This is a genomic window from Streptomyces sp. NPDC001744, from assembly GCF_042892575.1.
Taxonomy (GTDB): domain Bacteria; phylum Actinomycetota; class Actinomycetes; order Streptomycetales; family Streptomycetaceae; genus Streptomyces.
Genome location: NZ_JBIAUG010000003.1, coordinates 86367 through 102477, shown reverse-complemented (window position 1 = coordinate 102477; position 16111 = coordinate 86367). Strand labels below are relative to the sequence as shown.

The 16111-nt window shown below is 74.5% G+C and carries 12 protein-coding genes; 3 read left to right on the top strand and 9 right to left on the bottom strand.

Annotated elements, in window-relative coordinates; translation table 11 throughout:
- The first annotated feature begins 18 nt into the window (after positions 1 to 18).
- On the top strand, positions 19 to 840 hold the full coding sequence (locus ACFYZY_RS04870) for an NPP1 family protein (protein ID WP_388689540.1): 822 nt from the start codon (positions 19 to 21) through the stop codon (positions 838 to 840).
- Positions 841 to 930: 90 nt separating this feature from the next.
- Here the strand turns inward: ACFYZY_RS04870 and ACFYZY_RS04865 are convergent, their stop codons facing one another.
- The gene (locus tag ACFYZY_RS04865; RefSeq protein WP_388689538.1) at positions 931 to 1734 is read right to left on the bottom strand and encodes a class I SAM-dependent methyltransferase; all 804 of its coding nucleotides are present in this window, start codon (positions 1732 to 1734) and stop codon (positions 931 to 933) included.
- A gap of 207 nt (positions 1735 to 1941) precedes the next feature.
- Between ACFYZY_RS04865 and ACFYZY_RS04860 the strand changes: the two genes are divergently transcribed.
- A complete protein-coding gene (locus tag ACFYZY_RS04860) occupies positions 1942 to 3192 on the top strand; it encodes an alpha-hydroxy-acid oxidizing protein (protein ID WP_388689536.1) in 1251 nt (416 codons plus the stop codon).
- On the opposite strand, the gene ACFYZY_RS04855 is transcribed toward ACFYZY_RS04860, so the two are convergent.
- Positions 3147 to 4421 carry an aromatic acid exporter family protein gene (locus tag ACFYZY_RS04855; protein ID WP_388689534.1) on the bottom strand — a complete coding sequence of 425 codons (1275 nt, stop codon included), beginning with the start codon at positions 4419 to 4421 and terminating at the stop codon, positions 3147 to 3149. The two genes, ACFYZY_RS04860 and ACFYZY_RS04855, sit on opposite strands and share 46 nt — an antisense overlap.
- A 291-nt stretch (positions 4422 to 4712) precedes the next feature.
- Between ACFYZY_RS04855 and ACFYZY_RS04850 the strand changes: the two genes are divergently transcribed.
- Positions 4713 to 5390: an HAD family hydrolase gene (locus ACFYZY_RS04850; RefSeq protein WP_388689532.1), complete on the top strand. Its 678-nt coding sequence runs from the start codon at positions 4713 to 4715 to the stop codon at positions 5388 to 5390.
- Positions 5391 to 5413: 23 nt separating this feature from the next.
- Here ACFYZY_RS04850 and ACFYZY_RS04845 read toward each other — a convergent pair whose 3' ends face one another.
- The 7 genes from ACFYZY_RS04845 to ACFYZY_RS04815 form a co-directional block, all read right to left on the bottom strand.
- A complete protein-coding gene (locus ACFYZY_RS04845) occupies positions 5414 to 6649 on the bottom strand; it encodes an MFS transporter (RefSeq protein ID WP_388689530.1) in 1236 nt (411 codons plus the stop codon).
- A gap of 128 nt (positions 6650 to 6777) precedes the next feature.
- Positions 6778 to 10590, bottom strand: coding sequence for a S8 family serine peptidase (locus tag ACFYZY_RS04840; RefSeq protein ID WP_388689528.1), 3813 nt, complete (start codon positions 10588 to 10590; stop codon positions 6778 to 6780).
- A gap of 322 nt (positions 10591 to 10912) precedes the next feature.
- A complete protein-coding gene (locus ACFYZY_RS04835; RefSeq protein ID WP_388689526.1) occupies positions 10913 to 11968 on the bottom strand; it encodes a zeta toxin family protein in 1056 nt (351 codons plus the stop codon).
- Positions 11965 to 12276, bottom strand: coding sequence for a hypothetical protein (locus ACFYZY_RS04830; protein ID WP_388689524.1), 312 nt, complete (start codon positions 12274 to 12276; stop codon positions 11965 to 11967). The genes ACFYZY_RS04835 and ACFYZY_RS04830 overlap by 4 nt, the downstream gene beginning before the upstream one ends.
- A gap of 166 nt (positions 12277 to 12442) precedes the next feature.
- On the bottom strand, positions 12443 to 12781 hold the full coding sequence (locus ACFYZY_RS04825; protein WP_388689522.1) for a thioredoxin family protein: 339 nt from the start codon (positions 12779 to 12781) through the stop codon (positions 12443 to 12445).
- Between the two features lie 130 nt (positions 12782 to 12911).
- Complete coding sequence (locus ACFYZY_RS04820; RefSeq protein ID WP_388689520.1) at positions 12912 to 13517, bottom strand: hypothetical protein; 606 nt, start codon at positions 13515 to 13517, stop codon at positions 12912 to 12914.
- Between the two features lie 216 nt (positions 13518 to 13733).
- On the bottom strand, positions 13734 to 15539 hold the full coding sequence (locus tag ACFYZY_RS04815) for a thiamine pyrophosphate-dependent enzyme (RefSeq protein ID WP_388689518.1): 1806 nt from the start codon (positions 15537 to 15539) through the stop codon (positions 13734 to 13736).
- Positions 15540 to 16111 lie beyond the last annotated feature (572 nt).

Sequence of the window (16111 nt, the reverse complement as noted above, 5' to 3'; positions counted from 1 at the left end):
CCCCATGGTGACATGGGCATGCCACGATGGCGCGTACCGCACGACGACGCCCGCCCGACCCAAGGGGACGCAGTGAAGACATCCGCGTACGCCGCCCGGAGCGCCCTCGCCCTCGCCGGCGCCCTCACGCTGCTCGTCGCCCTGCCGGGCAGCGCGCTCGCCGCACCGCCTCCCGCGCTGCCCTCCGCCGCCGACGCCCTCGAACGGTCGTTCCAGCCGGCCTTCGACTACGACACGGACGGCTGCTACCCCACCCCCGCCATCGGACCGGACGGCACGCTCAACGGCGGTCTCAACCCGTCGGGCGCCCTCAACGGTCAGTGCCGCGACGCCTCCGACCTCGCCTCCACCAACGCCTACGCGCGCGCGAAGTGCAACAACGGCTGGTGCGCGATCCTCTACGGCCTCTACTTCGAGAAGGACCAGGCGGTGGCCGGCAGCGGCCTCGGCGGCCACCGGCACGACTGGGAGCACGTCGTGGTGTGGGTGAGCAACGGCCGGGCGGAGTACGTCTCCACCTCCGCCCACGGCGACTTCCGCACCTACGGCCGCGACCGGATCCGCTGGGACGGCGACCACCCCAAGGTCGTCTACCACAAGGACGGCATCGGCACCCACTGCTTCCGCCCCGCCAACACCAACGACGAACCGCCCGAGAACCACCGGGGCACCTGGCAGTTCCCGGCCCTGGTCGGCTGGAACGGCTACCCCGCCGGAATCCGCGAGAAGCTCGTCTCGGCCGACTTCGGCAGCGCGCACTTCGGCCTCAAGGACGGCAGTTTCGCCGCCCACCTCGCCAAGGCCCTGCCGGCCGGGATCGCCTTCGACCCCAACGGCTGAACCGGCCCCGGTTCCCGCCGGGCGAGCGGCGACCGCCCCACCCGAGGCCCGCCCGGGACGCCGCGCGCCGGCCCGGCGGCCGGGCCCCCGTCACCGGCCGGCGCGCGGCACCGGGCCGTCCGGGGACCCCGCGGCCCCGGCGGGCTTCCGGGCCTCGATCAGGGTCCGCGCGGAATGGGCGACGAACGGCCCCTCCGCGCGGATCAGCGCGTCGAGCTCCCGCAGCCGGTCCAGGTGGGCCCCGACCGTGAACCCCGGGACGATCCAGACGACCTTGCGCAGGAACCAGACGACCGCGCCGATGTCGTGGAACTCCATCCGCAGCCGTTCGGCGCGCAGGTCCACGACGTCGAGACCGGCCGCCCGGGCCGCCGCGGCCTCGTCGTCGGGGTGGCGTTCCCGGGCCGCCTCCGGCTGCGGCCCGAGGAAGTACTCCACCACCTCCCAGACGCTGGCGGGTCCGACGTGCTGGGCGAAGTAGGTGCCGCCCGGCCGCAGGACACGGGCGATCTCCGACCACCACACGGTGGCCGGGTGCCGGCTGGTCACCAGGTCGAAGGCGGCGTCGCCGAAGGGCAGCGGCGGTTCGTCGGGGTCGGCGACGAGCACCACCCCGCGCGGGTGGAGGAGTTCGGTGGCCCTGGCGACGTTCGGGGGCCACGACTCGGTGGCGGCCGTCGTCGGCGGAAGCACCGGCACACCGGCCAGGACCTCACCGCCGCCGGTCTGGACGTCGAGCGCCGCCGAGGCCCTCGCGAGCCGGTCGGCGAGGAGCCGGTGGTAGCCCCAGGAAGGGCGCTGCTCGGTCGCCCGCCCGTCGAGCCAGGAGAAGTCCCAGCCGTCCACCGGCGCCCCGGCGGCCTCCGCGACGAGTTCTTCGAAAGTCCGTGTCATCCCTCCATCATCACGTTTCCGCGAACCGCCCCCGCGCACCGGCCCGCCGGACCGCGGGCCGCGTGGCGCGGAACCGCTTCCGCGGCCGGGGAGGGGCCGGGGGAGGGGCCGGAGCCCGACCGCCCCGTGGTCACGCGCGCTCCCGACGGGCACAGTGGGGGCACCACCGGGGCGGTCCGAGCGCCCCGGGGACGGGAAGGGACGGACATGCCCCCGCACTTCGGCGACTACCAGAACGAGATCTACTTCGAGGGGCTCTTCGGCGTCGTCCCCCGGTTCCCCGTGTCCTCCGCCGAGCTGGAGGAGAGGGCGCGGGCCGCGCTGCCGCCCTCGCTGTGGTCCTACGTGGCGGGCGGCGCGGGCGACGAGCACACCCAACGGGCCAACACCGATGCCTTCCGGGCGTGGGGCCTCGTCCCGCGCATGATGGCCGGCGCCGACCGGCGCGACCTCTCGGTCGACCTCTTCGGCACGAAGCTGCCCTCGCCGCTGTTCATGGCGCCCGTCGGCGTCATAGGACTCTGCGCCCAGGACGGGCACGGCGACCTGGCGACCGCCCGCGCCGCCGCCCGTACCGGCGTACCGATGATCGCCTCCACGCTCACCGTCGACCCCCTGGAGGAGGTCGCCGCCGAACTGGGCGGCACCCCCGGTCTCTTCCAGCTCTACACGCCCACCGACCGGGCCCTCGCGGAGAGCCTGGTGCACCGCGCCGAGGCGGCCGGCTTCCGGGGCATCGTCGTCACGCTCGACACCTGGGTCACCGGCTGGCGCCCGCGCGACCTCGCCACCGGGAACTTCCCCCAGCTCCGCGGACACTGCCTGGCCAACTACACCTCCGACCCGGTCTTCCGCGCCCGCCTCGCCAAGCCCCCCGAGGAGGACCCGCGCGCCGCCGTCATGGAGTGGGCGGGCGTCTTCGGCAAACCGCTCGTCTGGGACGACCTCGCGTGGCTGCGCTCCCTCACCGACCTGCCGCTCCTCCTCAAGGGACTCTGCCACCCCGAGGACGTCCGCCGGGCCAGGGACGGCGGGATCGACGGCGTCTACTGCTCCAACCACGGCGGACGCCAGGCCGACGGCGGGCTGCCCGCCCTCGACGCCCTGCCCGGGGTGGTCGCCGCCGCCGACGGCCTGCCGGTCCTCTTCGACTCCGGCGTCCGCACCGGGGCCGACGTCGTCAAGGCCCTCGCCCTCGGCGCCACGGCGGTCGGCGTCGGCCGCCCGTACGCGTACGGACTCGCCCTCGGCGGTACGGACGGCGTCGTCCACGTCCTGCGCTCGCTCCTCGCCGAGGCCGACCTGATCATGGCCGTCGACGGTTATCCCACCCTCGCCGACCTGCGCGCGGACGGGGCCCTGCGCCCCGTCCGTCCCGTTCCCCCGGAGGCCGGTACGGACGGCCGGGGCGGTCAGGACGGGCGGCGCGCGCGTGCCGCGAGGGAGACGACCTTCTGACGGCGCTCCTGGCGCTCGCGCGTGTGCCGGTCCAGTTCCTCCATGAGCCGGCGACCGCGATGGTCCGGATCGAGTTCGTTCAGGACGCGGTCGATCTCGGTCAGCAGCGCCCCGTACAGCTGCCAGCGCTCCGGATCGCCGACCGCGTCCGCCTTCAGGAGCCCGGCGGCGTGGTCACGGGCGGCACGGGCCGCGTCGAGCTCCTCGGCGAGCCGGTGCTCCGCCGTCTCCGCGCCGGAACTGGAGTGCGAGGTGACGAGGACCGCGAAGCTGACGAGGGTGTCCCCGAGGTACCGCACCGTCTCCTGGAGGGAGAGGGCCGTCTCCCGGCGGAAGAGCACCGCTCCGTTCCGCTCGCGGGCCAGGTCCGTCAGGGTACGGGTGAGCACGCGCAGCACCACGGCGGAGATCTCCAGGGTGTCAAGCCCCGTCCGCAGCACGATCCGGTGCAGCACCCCCTCCTTCACGCGCGGGTTCAGGCGCAGGCTGTCCTCCGCCTGCCGCAGGGCCGCGTCCACGTCGGCGACGTCGTTGTCCAGACGCCGCGCCTCGTAGAGCCGGGCCGCCGCCAGGTCCACGGACGACGGCGCGTCCGGGTCGGCGAGCGGGTCGGGCTCGGCGGGCACGTCCGGGTCCGTCAGCTCCTCGCCGATGCCGAGGAGGAGCTGCCGCATCCGCCGGGCCAGGTCCACGATCGACTCCCCGGCGGTGTCCACCCAGACCGGCGGCACCAGCACCACGTTGAACAGCATGCCGACGACCGCGCCGATCAGGGTCTCCAGGACGCGGTCCCAGGCGGTGTCGGCGACCTGGGTGACCCCGAGGACCAGCATCGCGCTGATCGCCACCTCGACGAGGAACTCCTCCGCCCGGACGATCCGTCCCACCACCAGCGCCGCCAGGATGATCAGCGCGAGGCTCCACCACGTCAGGCCGACGAGCACGCTGAACGCGATGGCGATGAGGACGCCGACCACGACGGCGTTCACCCGCCGCAGACTCATCACGAGCGTCGAGTACAGCGTCACCTGCACCACGAGCAGCGCCGTCAGCGGAGCGGTCAGCGGGGCCGGTTCGGAACTGAGGTGGAGGGCGACGACGTACGAGATCGTCGCCGCCACGGTGGAACGCAGGGTCTGGACCACGAAGGGGTCCCGCCGCTGGCGCTCCCACCACTGCCACGGGCGCGAGGCGCGCAGCGCGGCGAGCGGAACGGAGCGGTGGGGCATGACGTACTCCTCCTCCGGTGTGCGGGGGACGCGTCCCGGACCGGACGCGATCTTGCGCCGCCTACCCGCCCCGACGGCTTCGCACCGCGATGCTCCGTGGTGCCGGCCCGGGAAGGCGCGCCGACGCGCCGACGGGGCCCGAGAATCCTGGGACCGGACCGGACGACTGAACGGGACCGTTCCGGGTAGCCGCCGGGTGCCCGTGGCGTCCGCCGGACGCCTCCGACCTGTACCCCGCGCGCCCGTACCCCGTACTCCGCGCCGCTCCGTGCCCCGTGAGGAGAACCGACCATGGACCGCGACCGCGCAGCGCTCTTCGACGTCGACGGCACCCTTGCCGACACCAACCACCTGCACGCCGTCGCCTGGTGGGAAGCGCTCCGCCAGAGCGGTCACCGGGTGACCACGCACGCCGTGCACCGGGCCATCGGCCTGCCGGGCGGGCGGCTCCTCGACCATCTGCTCGGGCAGGAGCGCGACCGGTCGGGCGACGAGGACCTCAGCACCGCGCACGACGTCCTCTACGGGACGTACTTCGAACGGCTCCAGGCCTTCGACGGCGCCGCCGACCTGCTGCGGAAGCTCGCGGGCGACGGCTGGAAGGTGGTCCTGGTGACCTCGGCCAAGAGCCGCGAGCTGGCGGCGCTGCGCCGGGCGATCGACGCGGACGACGCCATCACGGACACGGCCACCTCCGACGACGTGGACGAGGGCAAGCCCGCCCCCGATCCCGTCGAGCACGCCCTCTCCCTGGTGGACGTGCCGGCCGGGCGGGCGGTGTTCGTCGGGGACAGCGTCTGGGACATGAAGGCCGCGCGCCGCGCCGGAGTGGTGGTCGCCGGAGTGCTGTGCGGCGGCATCCCGGAGGCCGACCTCACCGGGGCGGGCGCCGCCGCCGTCTACGAGGGCCCGGCCGACCTCCTCGCCCGGCTCGGCACCAGCCCCTTCGCCTCCGTGGCGGCCGGCTGAGACAGGGCGCGGCGGGAAGGGCGTCAGCGGCCCACGAGTACATGCTCCTCGGCCGCCGCCGCGCCGGCCGCGGGCGCCCGGCGCTCCAGCGCGGCGGACCAGAGGGCGAGGCCGAGGGCGCCGGTGGCGAGGACGGCGCCGACCCAGTTCGGGGCGGTGTAGCCGAAGCCGGCGGCGATGACGAGGCCGCCGAGCCAGGCGGCGAGCGCGTTGCCGAGGTTGAAGGCGCCGATGTTGACGGCGGAGGCCAGGGTGGGCGCGCCGTGCGCCTGGTCGAGGACGCGCTTCTGCAGCGGCGGCACCGTGGCGAAGCCGAGCGCCCCGACGAGGAGGACGGTGATCGCGGCGAGGACCTTGTGGTGGGCGGTCACGGTGAACAGCGCGAGGACGACCGCGAGCCCCCCGAGGGTGGTGTGGAGGAGGGGCATGGGCGCGCGGTCCGCGTACCGGCCGCCGAGCAGGTTGCCGAGGAACATGCCGACGCCGAAGAGGACGAGCAGCCAGGTGACCGCGCCGTCGGAGTAGCCGGCGACCCCGGTCATCATCGGCGCGATGTAGGTGATCGCGGCGAAGACCCCGCCGAAGCCGAGGACGGTCATCGCCATCGCGAGCAGCACCTGCGGGTTGCGGAACGCCGTCAGCTCCCCGCGCAGCCGGACGCCCTCGGGGCGGGGCAGGGCGGGTACGAGCTTGAGGATGCCGAGCAGGCCGGCCACGCCGAGCGCGGCGACGAGCGCGAAGGTGGCGCGCCAGCCGATCGTCTGTCCGACGAAGGTGCCGAGCGGGACGCCGACGACGTTGGCGACCGTCAGGCCCGTGAACACGGTGGCGATGGCGCCGGCCTTCTTGTCCGGGGCGACGAGGCCCGCGGCGACGACGGACCCGATGCCGAAGAACGAGCCGTGGGCGAGGGAGGCGATCACGCGGCCGGTCAGCATCACCCCGAAGCTCGGGGCGAGGGCGGAGAGCGCGTTGCCGGCCACGAAGAGGCCCATCAGCAGCATGAGCATCCGCTTGCGGCTCACCTTGTTGCCGAGCGCGGTCAGCAGTGGCGCGCCGACGACGACACCGAGCGCGTAACCGGTGACGAGGAGGCCCGCGGTGGGGATGGAGACGCCGTAGTCGGCGGCGATCCCCGGCAGCAGACCCATGATCACGAACTCGGTCGTGCCGATGCCGAAGGCCCCGACCGCGAGGGCGAGGAGCGCGAGCGACGTGGCCCGCCCGCTTCCGGAATTGCTTGAACGATCCTTTTGCATGCCCTCACAATAATTGCATGCGCGCTATAACGGCAAACGCGGGTATGCCGTGCGATCTGCGTGACGTCGGCCGCGGGACGCACGGAAGCCGCGACCGGGGAACGGCCGCGGCTTCCGGATCCGGCGTACTACCTCAGCGCGTACGCCCGCTGGATCTCCTGCGTCACCTCGTTGCCCGCGTCGTCCCAGGCGCGGACCCGCAGCGTGACGTACCCGCTGGTGCGGGCGGTCGGGGGGTGGACGACCTGGACGCGGTAGGCGCCGTCACCCCGGCGGGACGTCCTCGCCGCCTGCCAGTGCCCGCCGTCGTCGTACGAGACGGACACCTCCACGCCCTTCACGGAACGGCCCGTCAGGCCGTCCTGGTGGCGGGCGCTCACTCCGAAGGCGAAGGACCCGGGGCCGGGGGCGGCGCCCCGGAGGTCGGTCGCCACGTCGTAGTCGAGCTGGAGGAGGGGGAGCGGGGCCTCCTTGCCCTCGGCCGGACGGGGAGCGGTGAAGGACCAGCGGGTGCTGGTGGCCCGCGAGAGGGTGCCCTCGGGGCCGGTGCGCTTCACGTCCAGGTCCAGTTGGTAGCGGCCGTCGTCCCCGCCGGCGGGGAAGAGGCCCCAGGCCCGGGAGCCCTCGGCGAGGACCTGGCCGTCGCGGCGCAGCACGGCGCGGGTCTCGTCGGGGTAGGGGGTGGCCTCGTTCTCGCGGGGCAGGGCGAAGCCGTGGTGGTCGGACGCGCTGTCGGCGAACTCCGGTATGCCGATGTTCAGCTGGTCGCCCTTGCGGTGGGCGAGCCCTTCGACGCCCCGGGGGATCGCCGGGCGCACCACGGGGGCGTACCAGCTCTCCGTGGTGTGCTCACCGGCCCTGTAGGTGCGCAGGCTGCCGAGCATGCCGGTCCCCACGGCCTGGAACGCCCAGGTGTTGCGGGGGTTGACCCAGTGCAGCCACCGGGTGTCGGCGGGACCGCTCAGGTACTCCGTCCGTGCCTGCCCGGTGCGGACGTACCGGGACAGCACGGGGACGCCGATGCTCTGCCACGGGCGGTAGGCGAGACGGTTCTCCGCGGCGTAGCTCGCTCCGCCCGTGTCCGGGTAGCGCGAGACCACGGTGGCCGTGTTCTCCGGACCCACCCGGTGGACCACGCGCTCGGGGACGCGCTGTTCGGAGACCTGCAGGACCTCGTAGAGGTAGGGGCTGTCGGGGGTGCCCTTCAGCTCCAGGACGGTGCCCTGCGCGCGCAGCCGCTGTGCGGCGGCGTGGGGGGCGAACAGCGCGATCGCCGGCAGCCGCGTGCTCACCGGCTGCCAGGGCGTGGGCTGGTACATGTCACCGGTGGCGCTGCTGATGACGGCGGCCGCCGCTCCCGCACGGGCGGCCTCGGCCACCGCCTCGTCGTAGAACGGCCCCTCCAGTGTCACGAGCACCGCGGCACCGCGGACGTCCGTCCCCCGTGCGCGCAGCGCCGCGTAGTCCTCGGGGCGCCCCGGACCGGCATCGACCACCCGCAGGCGCCGCACGCCCTGCACGGCGGGGGAGTTGTGGAGCAGGCGGACGGGAACATCGGTCGCGGCGGAGCCGGAGACCGCCCGTGTGCTGAGCATGGGTGCGGCCAGCTGCCAGCGGGAGGTGAACTCGAAGGCCGTCCCCTCGGGGGCCTCCTCGGTGGGCGTGACGTAGAGGGACTGCCCGCCGCCGAATTCCCTCAGGAAGGAGTTGACGACCTCGTGGTCGCCGTTCTTCCAGTGGGTGAGGAAGTGCAGCGGGCCCCGCTGCACGGCCGGCTTGGGGGTCCGGATCTCCACCGGGACCGCCTTGCGCGCGTCGAGCACCAGGTCCATGTCTCCGCTCACCTGCACGCGGGGGTCGACCACCATGCTGTAGGTGGCGTTCTCCTCCGTGTACTGCGAGATGAGGCCCTGCAGGGAGTACGTCCCTTCCGGCATGTTCACCGTCAGGCTCTGCCCGGCCGCCACCTCCTCGTAGACGTCGGAGCCGCCCGCCGAACCCTGCATGATCAGCGGCGAGATCGCGGCCGGCTTTCCGTCGCGGTCGATGCCGCGCAGCGTGACCTTGTGCGTGACCGGGGTCCTCGCCGCGGAGAGGACGGTGTGCGCGACGGCCTGCCCGTCGGCCGAGGCGGCGGTGAGGAGGCCGCCGTAGGTGCCTTCCGCGAGCGCGGACGCGTCGAGGGTCACGGTCACGTCGGCGGTGCCGTGGGCGGGCACGGTGACCTGCGCGGGGAACTCCAGGACGCCGGCCGGGGCCGGGGAGCCGTAGAGCTTGTCGAAGGTGGCGCCCAGGGTGAGCGCGACGGGCGCGTCGCCGTCGTTGGTGTAGGTGACGCCCACCTTCCGCGGGCCCGCGTCCGGCTCCAGGGAGCCGAAGCCGGTGGTGCCGGTGGCGCGCACCCGCTGGCGCACCGAGCGGGCCACGTCCACCCGGCCGGTGCCCTGTTCGTAGACCGTCCGGTCGGGGGCGGTGCGCGTCGTGCTCATCAACGCGTCCTTGAGCTGCCGGCCGTTCCAGTCGGGGTGCTGCCCGGCCAGGATCGCCGCCGCGCCCGCCACGTGCGGGGTCGCCATGGACGTGCCCGACGCGGCGGTGTAGGACGCGTCCACCGGACGGCCCATAGAGGTGCCGGCGGCGCGGGCGGCGACGATGCCGACGCCGGGAGCGGTGAGGTCGGGCTTGGCACCGTTGTCCCCGGCGCGCGGGCCGCGGCTGGAGAAGGAGGCCAGCGTGTCGTCGCGGTCGACGGCGCCCACGGTCAGGGCCTTCTCCGCGGCGCCCGGGGCGCCCACGGTGTAGTCGCCGCCCGCGTTGCCCGCCGCGACGACGAAGAGGGTGCCGGTCTCCTCGCTCAGGTCGTTGAGGGTGAGGCTGAGGGGGTCCGTGCCGTCGGTGGGCTGGCCGCCCAGGCTCATGCTGACGACGTCGGCGCCCGAGCGGGCGGCCCATTCCATGCCGCCCAGGATGGCGGAGTACGAGCCGGAGCCGTTGTCCTGGAGCACCTTGCCGATCAGCAGCCGTGCCCCCGGTGCCACGCCCTTGTGCGAGCCGCCCGAGGCGGCGCCGCTGCCCGCGACGGTGGAGGCGACGTGGGTGCCGTGGCCGTGGCCGTCGTTCGCGGTGGGGTCGGCGGTGAAGTTGCGCACTTCACCGAGCTTCCCGGCCAGGTCGGGGTGGGTGGCGTCGACGCCGGTGTCCAGGACGGCGACGGTCGCGCCCTTCCCGTCGTACCCGGCCCGCCACGCCTCGGGCGCGCCGATCTGCGCGGTGCTGCGGTCGAGGGAGGCGTGGACCTTCGCGTCCAGCCACAGCTTCTCGACGCCGCCCTCGAAGGCGGCGTTCTTGAGGGAAGAGGCCTTGGGGGCGTTCCGCGCGCCGTTCCCGGCGAGCGCGTCGTCGTCGATGGCCTTCCAGAAGCGCCCGGCCTGCTTCTTGTCCGCCTTCAGCGCCGAGCCGCGCAGGCTCTTGAGGACCAGGCCCTTGCGCGAACCGGTGGGTGCCGCCTTGGCCGCGGGGTCCGTGCCGCCGGTGTAGCGGGCGATCAGCGGGATGGCGGAGCTGTGGGCGTCGTCGTACCCCTGCTCGATCAGGGAGGTGATGTTGAACAGCTGCCGGTCCAGCTTGCCGGAGGAGACGTACGGGAGCGCGGCGCGGGGCAGCACGTACAGCTGCTTGTCGATCTCCAGCTGGGTGAAGTCGGCTTCCGGAGTGCCCGGGGCCGGCTCGACGGAGACGTTCTTCCGGCCGTCGGGGAAGGTCTCCAGGCGTACCCGGTCACCGGTCACGAGCGTGACGGAGGAGACCTGGGGGCGGCCGATGAAATCCGTGCCGGGGGAAGCGGGCGCCGGGGCGGCGCTCGCGCTGAATGGAACGGGGGCCAGGGTGGTGATGAGTACCCCTGCCGCCAGAACGGCGGCAGGGCGAAGCCGTATGTGCATCGGAACCTTTCCAGGGGGCAAGGAAACGGACACGCGGTGCGGCTCCAGACTCGGGACCCCATGATCGCCGCACCAGCCTTTTCGGTGTCGCGCTTATGACATGTCGCTTCTACGACAGGCGACTTGTCCCGCCTCGCCCCAGGTGCCCGACAAACGGCCCCGCCCGCCCCCCGGGCCGACGGGCCCGGCATCGGTCGGCGGGCGGGAGCCCCCGCCGAAAGCCCAGGACCGGCCCCACCGGTACCGGCCGTTCCGCCGGCCCCGGGGACGGCGCGGAAGGCGGCGGTCCCCGCCGTCCGGGCCGGGACCGCCGGTGGCGGGGCTATCGGGTCCGTCCGCGTCCGGTGCCGGGTCCGTCGGGCCGGTGCGGCTGCGGCTGTTGCCGGAAGGCGGGGTCCTGGGCGGGGCCGCGCTTCGGCACGTCCGGACCCCGGGCGGTGGTGCTGCGGGACCGGGCGGCCGCGGCGGAGGGGCGCGCCGGGGACGCGAGGCGCTGGACGTCGGCGGGGCGCAGGATCGGTACCGCGCTCCGCTCGATCCGGGCCAGCCGCTGCGGCCACTCCGGCCCGAGGCCGCCGGTGGCCTCGCGCAGCCGGAGCTGGGTGTCGACGAAGCCCTTGCTCTCGGCCGCCGCGAGGGGGCGGGAGCGCTCGGCCTCGATGCCGTCGCGCAGGGCCGGGGGCGCGGTCCACCGTCCGGAGCCGTCGAGGCCGTTGGTGTAGCGGGGTTCGCCCTCGCCGCGGCGGTAGACGCTCGCCAGGTCGACCAGGGCGCCGCGGTCGACGCGGTCGGCCAGGTCGAGGATGCCCGCGAAGGACTCGTCGGCGTTGGCCTGGACGGTGAGGCGTCCCTGTCCCCGGTCGGCGAGCTGCTCGACGTACCGGTTGACGATCCCCTGGTCGCTCAGGGCCTTAGGCACGCCCATGAACAGGCCCTCGACCCGGGCGCCGGACTGCCGGTAGGCCCGCATCTTGTCCTCCACGGCCTGCGCGTTCTGCGAGGTCTCCTGGATGATCGCGTGGAGTCCGTGGGCGCGGACGTACTCCTCGGCCTGCGCCATCCACGCCCGGCCGTCGGCCCGGGTGTAGGCGGCCATGAGGGTGTCGTCCCGGGCCATCAGCTCGTCGTAGGCGGGGTGGTAGGGCTTGTAGAGGTCGCTGTCGATGTCCGCGAACCCGCCGTGCCGGTCGAGGACGGCCGCGACCGTCTCGGTCACCCGGCTCTTGCCGGCGCCGGGCTGGCCGACCAGGAAGACCACGGTGGGCGTCCGCTGCGGCTCGCGTCCCGCCAGGAGGTCGGGGACGATCCGCTCGCGGAAGATCCGCCGGTTCTCGGCCTCCGGTAACCGGTGGCGCTCGACTTCGGCCGGGTCGATCACGCGGTGCCTCCCCGGACCTGCCGGGCCAGCCGCGCGTAGCGCCGCCGGGCGTCGGCGATCTGCTCCCGGTCGCCGGAGCGCAGCGCCTCGCGCTCGCGGGCGAGCCGGGCCTGGGCCGCGCGTGCCTCCTCGACGACCGCCCGATCCGGGTGCGGCTTGGCCTCCTCGGCGGCGATACGGGCGCTGTAGGCGCCGACCGCGCCGTTCACCGCCTCGATCGCGGCCTCGTACGCGGCCGTCTCCTCGTTGGACCAGGAGTGCGGCTCCAGGGCGTGGGTGACGGAGATCCCGTGGTCGGGCGTGGACATGGTGGCCCCCTTCTCGAAGGTCTTGATCACCAGGGTGGACGAGGCGTACGCCGGAACGGTTCTTTCCGGTCCTCCCGGCGCCGTGCCGCCCGCGCGGGGCCGGGTCCGTCGCGGCCGGGCAGCGGGTTTTGGAAGGCGTCGCACGCCCCGGGGGAGGAGCCCGGTCTCAGAGGCGGCCGTCCAGGAGTTCCCGGATCTCGGCGCCGGTGGCGGGCCCCGTGCCGTGCGCCACCGCCGTCCCCTCCTCCAGGAGGACGTAGGACGGGGCCGACGCGATCCCGTACCGCCCGGTCGCGGCCGGACAGCGCGTCATGTCGGTGCGAACGGTCGTCAGACGGCCCGCGTACTCGTCGGCGATGCCGCCCATGACGAGGTCCATCGCCCGGCAGGGCTCGATCGCCCTGGGCCACGTCCCGACGAAGTACGCGAGGACCGGGACCTCGCTCATCCCGAGGACGAAATCGAACTCCGCGTCCTCGCGGGGCTGGTGAACCCGCTTCGCCATGGAAGCTCCTGACCTCGTGTGCCGTCTTTCCGTCCCCATCATCCCCCGCGTGGAGGACGCCGCCGCCCCTGAGGACCGCCGGACCCGGGGCGGGGCCTCCGCCCCGCGTGCGGACGCGGCCCGGCGGTCCTCAGGGGCGGAGTCCGGCGTGGGCGAGCGCGGCCGCGCCGAGGTCGGTGATGGCCTGCCGGTCCCCCCGGCGCCACGCGTCGGCCCACCCGCCGGCCGGGACCGGCAGCCCGGCGAGTACGCCCGGAGGACCGGTGAGGGCGCGCAGCGCGAGCAGGTCGTCGCCGCCGGGAACCGCGGCGAGGCGGCGCAGGGCGCCGCTGCGCCTGACCCAGAGCAGGCGCGGCGGGAGCCACAGCAGCAGGACGAAGAGGACCGGAACGACGACGAGGACCGCCGTGACCACGTCGGCGACCTGGCCGACGGCCTCCTGGAGCGACACCCCCGCGTCGGCGAAGCCCGAGCCGGCGTCGGCCGCGGACTGGAGCGGCTTCTTCAGGACGCCGCCGACGAGCGGCACGTCCGACACCGCTTCGCCCGCCTTCCCGAGCTCCCGGGCGAGGCTGTCGCCGGAGCTTTCCACCTTGCGTCCGGGTTCGGCCAGCCGCACGACCGTCTCGCGGACGGCGAGGGCCGCCCACACCGCGGCGGCGATCAGGGCCACGGCGATCAGGTCCGCGAGCGCCTGGCGGTTCCGGCGTGCGGGTGTCTGGGCGTAGAAGCGCAACGGGGGGCTCCTGTTCGAGTCATGGCGTCGAGGAGGACCGGCCGCCCCGGCCGCGACGCGGCCGACCGGTCGTCGGATTCAACTCTTCCACCGGACCTCAGGAACAAACGTGCGGGACACCGGGCGCGCGGGAGCCGCCCCGCCGACCGCCCGCGCCGCACCCGGGCCGAGGCAGCCCGCAGCCGGGGCCGCGCCGGCCGCTCGCGCGCCGGTCCGTCACAGATAACGCCCGAGCTCGTCCCGGTGCTGCTGGAGGGCCGGGGACAGGGCGACCCGGTGCTCCTGGAGCAGGTTGCGCGCCATGGCGGCGGCCGCCTTCTCGCCCTTGCCGAAAGCCCGCGCGATGTGCTCCGCGTGGACGGGTTTGAGGGTTTCGCCGAACGGTGCCTCGTACGGGTCGGTGATCACCTCGACCAGACACGGGCCCTCGTGGGCCATGGCCTCGGCGAAGACCTGCCCGACCCGCGCCGGGTCGTCGACGCGGAAGGCGCGCAGACCGCACGCCTCCGCCACGGCCCGGAAGTCGACGGGATGCAGCGCGCACCCGTACTGGGGGTTGCCCAGCAGGGCGGTCTGCTCCCACACCTCCAGGGCCAGGGAGTTGTTGTGGAGCACGACGACCTTGACCGGCAGGTCGTACTGGGCGAGGGTGGCCAGCTCGCCCATGCCCATGGACAGCGAACCGTCGCCGGTGAAGGCGATCACCGGGCGGTCGGGGTGCGCGAGCTGCGCTCCGATGGCGTAGGGCAGGGCGGCGCCCATGGTGCACAGGGTGCCGGAGAAGGAGTAGTTCATGCCCTCGCGCAGCCGCAGCCGCCCTCCCCACGCGGTGACGGTGCCCGCGTCGCCGGTGACCACCGCGCGGTCGGGGAGGGCCTTGGACAGCTCCCAGGTGACCACCTGCGGCCGCATCGGGGTGCCCGAGGAGGCGGCCTGCTCGCCGATCAGGTCCCACCACGCCCGGTAGCTGTTCCGGGCCCGCTCCAGGAACGCGCGGTCGTCCTTGCGCTCCAGGTGCGGCAGCAGGGCCCGGAGCACCTCCCCGGCACGGCCCACGAGACCGACCTCGACCGGGTAGCGCATGCCGATGCGGTCGGCGTTCAGGTCGATCTGCACCCCGCGCGCCTGACCGGGCCGGGGCCAGAAGTCGTAGTACGGGGTGGAGGAGCCCACGATCAGGAACCCGTCGCAGTCCTCGAACGCCTCGTGCGAGGCGCGGGTGCCGATCAGGCCCATGCCGCCGGTGGTGTAGGGGCTGTCGTCCGGGACGCAGTCCTTGCCCAGGCCGGCCTTGACGATCGGCGCTCCCAAGACGTCCGCGACCCGCTCCAGCACGTCTCCCGAGCCCCGGGCGCCCGCGCCCGCGCAGATCGCCACCCGGCGGCAGGAGTTCAGGACCTCCGCGGCGGCCGTGATCCGTTCCGGCGGCGGCATCACCTCGAACGGCTGCCCCGCCGTCGAGGTGTGCCCGGGAACGTTCTTGTCCGAGACGGTGTCCTGGTCCGCGGTCCAGGACTGCACGTCGATGGGGATCGCCAGGTGGGACGGGGTGCGGTTCATCAGCGCGCTGCGCACCGCCAGGTCGGTGGCGGTGATCGCGTGGGCCGGGCCCATCACCCGCTCCGAGAACATGCACGCCTGCTCCAGGAGCCGGTCGGAGGGGACGTCCTGGAGGAAGTGCGCGCCCACGGTGTCGTGGTACGCGAGGCCGGTGACGGCGATGACCGGGGCCCCGTCGACGCGGGCGTCGTACAGGCCGTTCAGCAGGTGGATCGCGCCCGGTCCCGCGGTCGCCACGCACAGGGCGGGCCGCCCGGTGAACTTCGCGTACCCCACGCACGCCAGCGCCGCGTTCTCCTCGTGCCGCACGTGCACGAACCTCATCTCCGGGTGGGTGCGCAGCGCTTCGAAGAACCCGTTGACCTGGTCGCCGCAGATGCCGAAGCAGGTGTCGACGCCCCATGCCAGCAGACGCTCGACGATCAGGTCGGAGGTGGTCTTCCCCGCGTCCGTCCGTGCCACGGCGTGCCCTTCCCTCGTCGTCGGGCGCCCGCGGCGGCGGGCGCCTCTCCGCTTCCACGGCCAGCCAATCCGACCGCGGTGGCGGCCGCACTCCCGCCGCGCCCGTTCGGGCCGGTCACCGGGTGCGGGGAGCGGGGAGGCGTGGGGCGCGCACCGGGGTCGCCGTGCCGGTCCCGGGCCGCGCGGACCTCCGACGGTCTCGTGTGTCCAGCGACCTCGTGGGCCCGGCAGACGCGCGGCCCGGCAGATTCGCGGGCCGGGTCGGCCGGGAGCGCGCCCGTCCCTTCCGCCGGCGGTGCCGGGACCCGGCGCGGCCCCGCCCGGACGGCCCAAGTCCCGTCGTCCCGCGCGCTTATCATGCACGCGTGGAAGCGGCCCGGGACCCGGGCGGGCACCGGACCGTTCCTCCGAGGAACGCGACTCGCTCGTCCGCGCGTCACGGCGGACCCGCCCGGCACCGCCCGGAGGCGTGCCGGGCGGGTCCGCGCCGATCGCCCCGGGACAGGCATCCGGCATCCGGGGCCCGGCGGCCCCCCGCACCCCTCCTTCCGTCCCTCCCCTCCCACGACCCC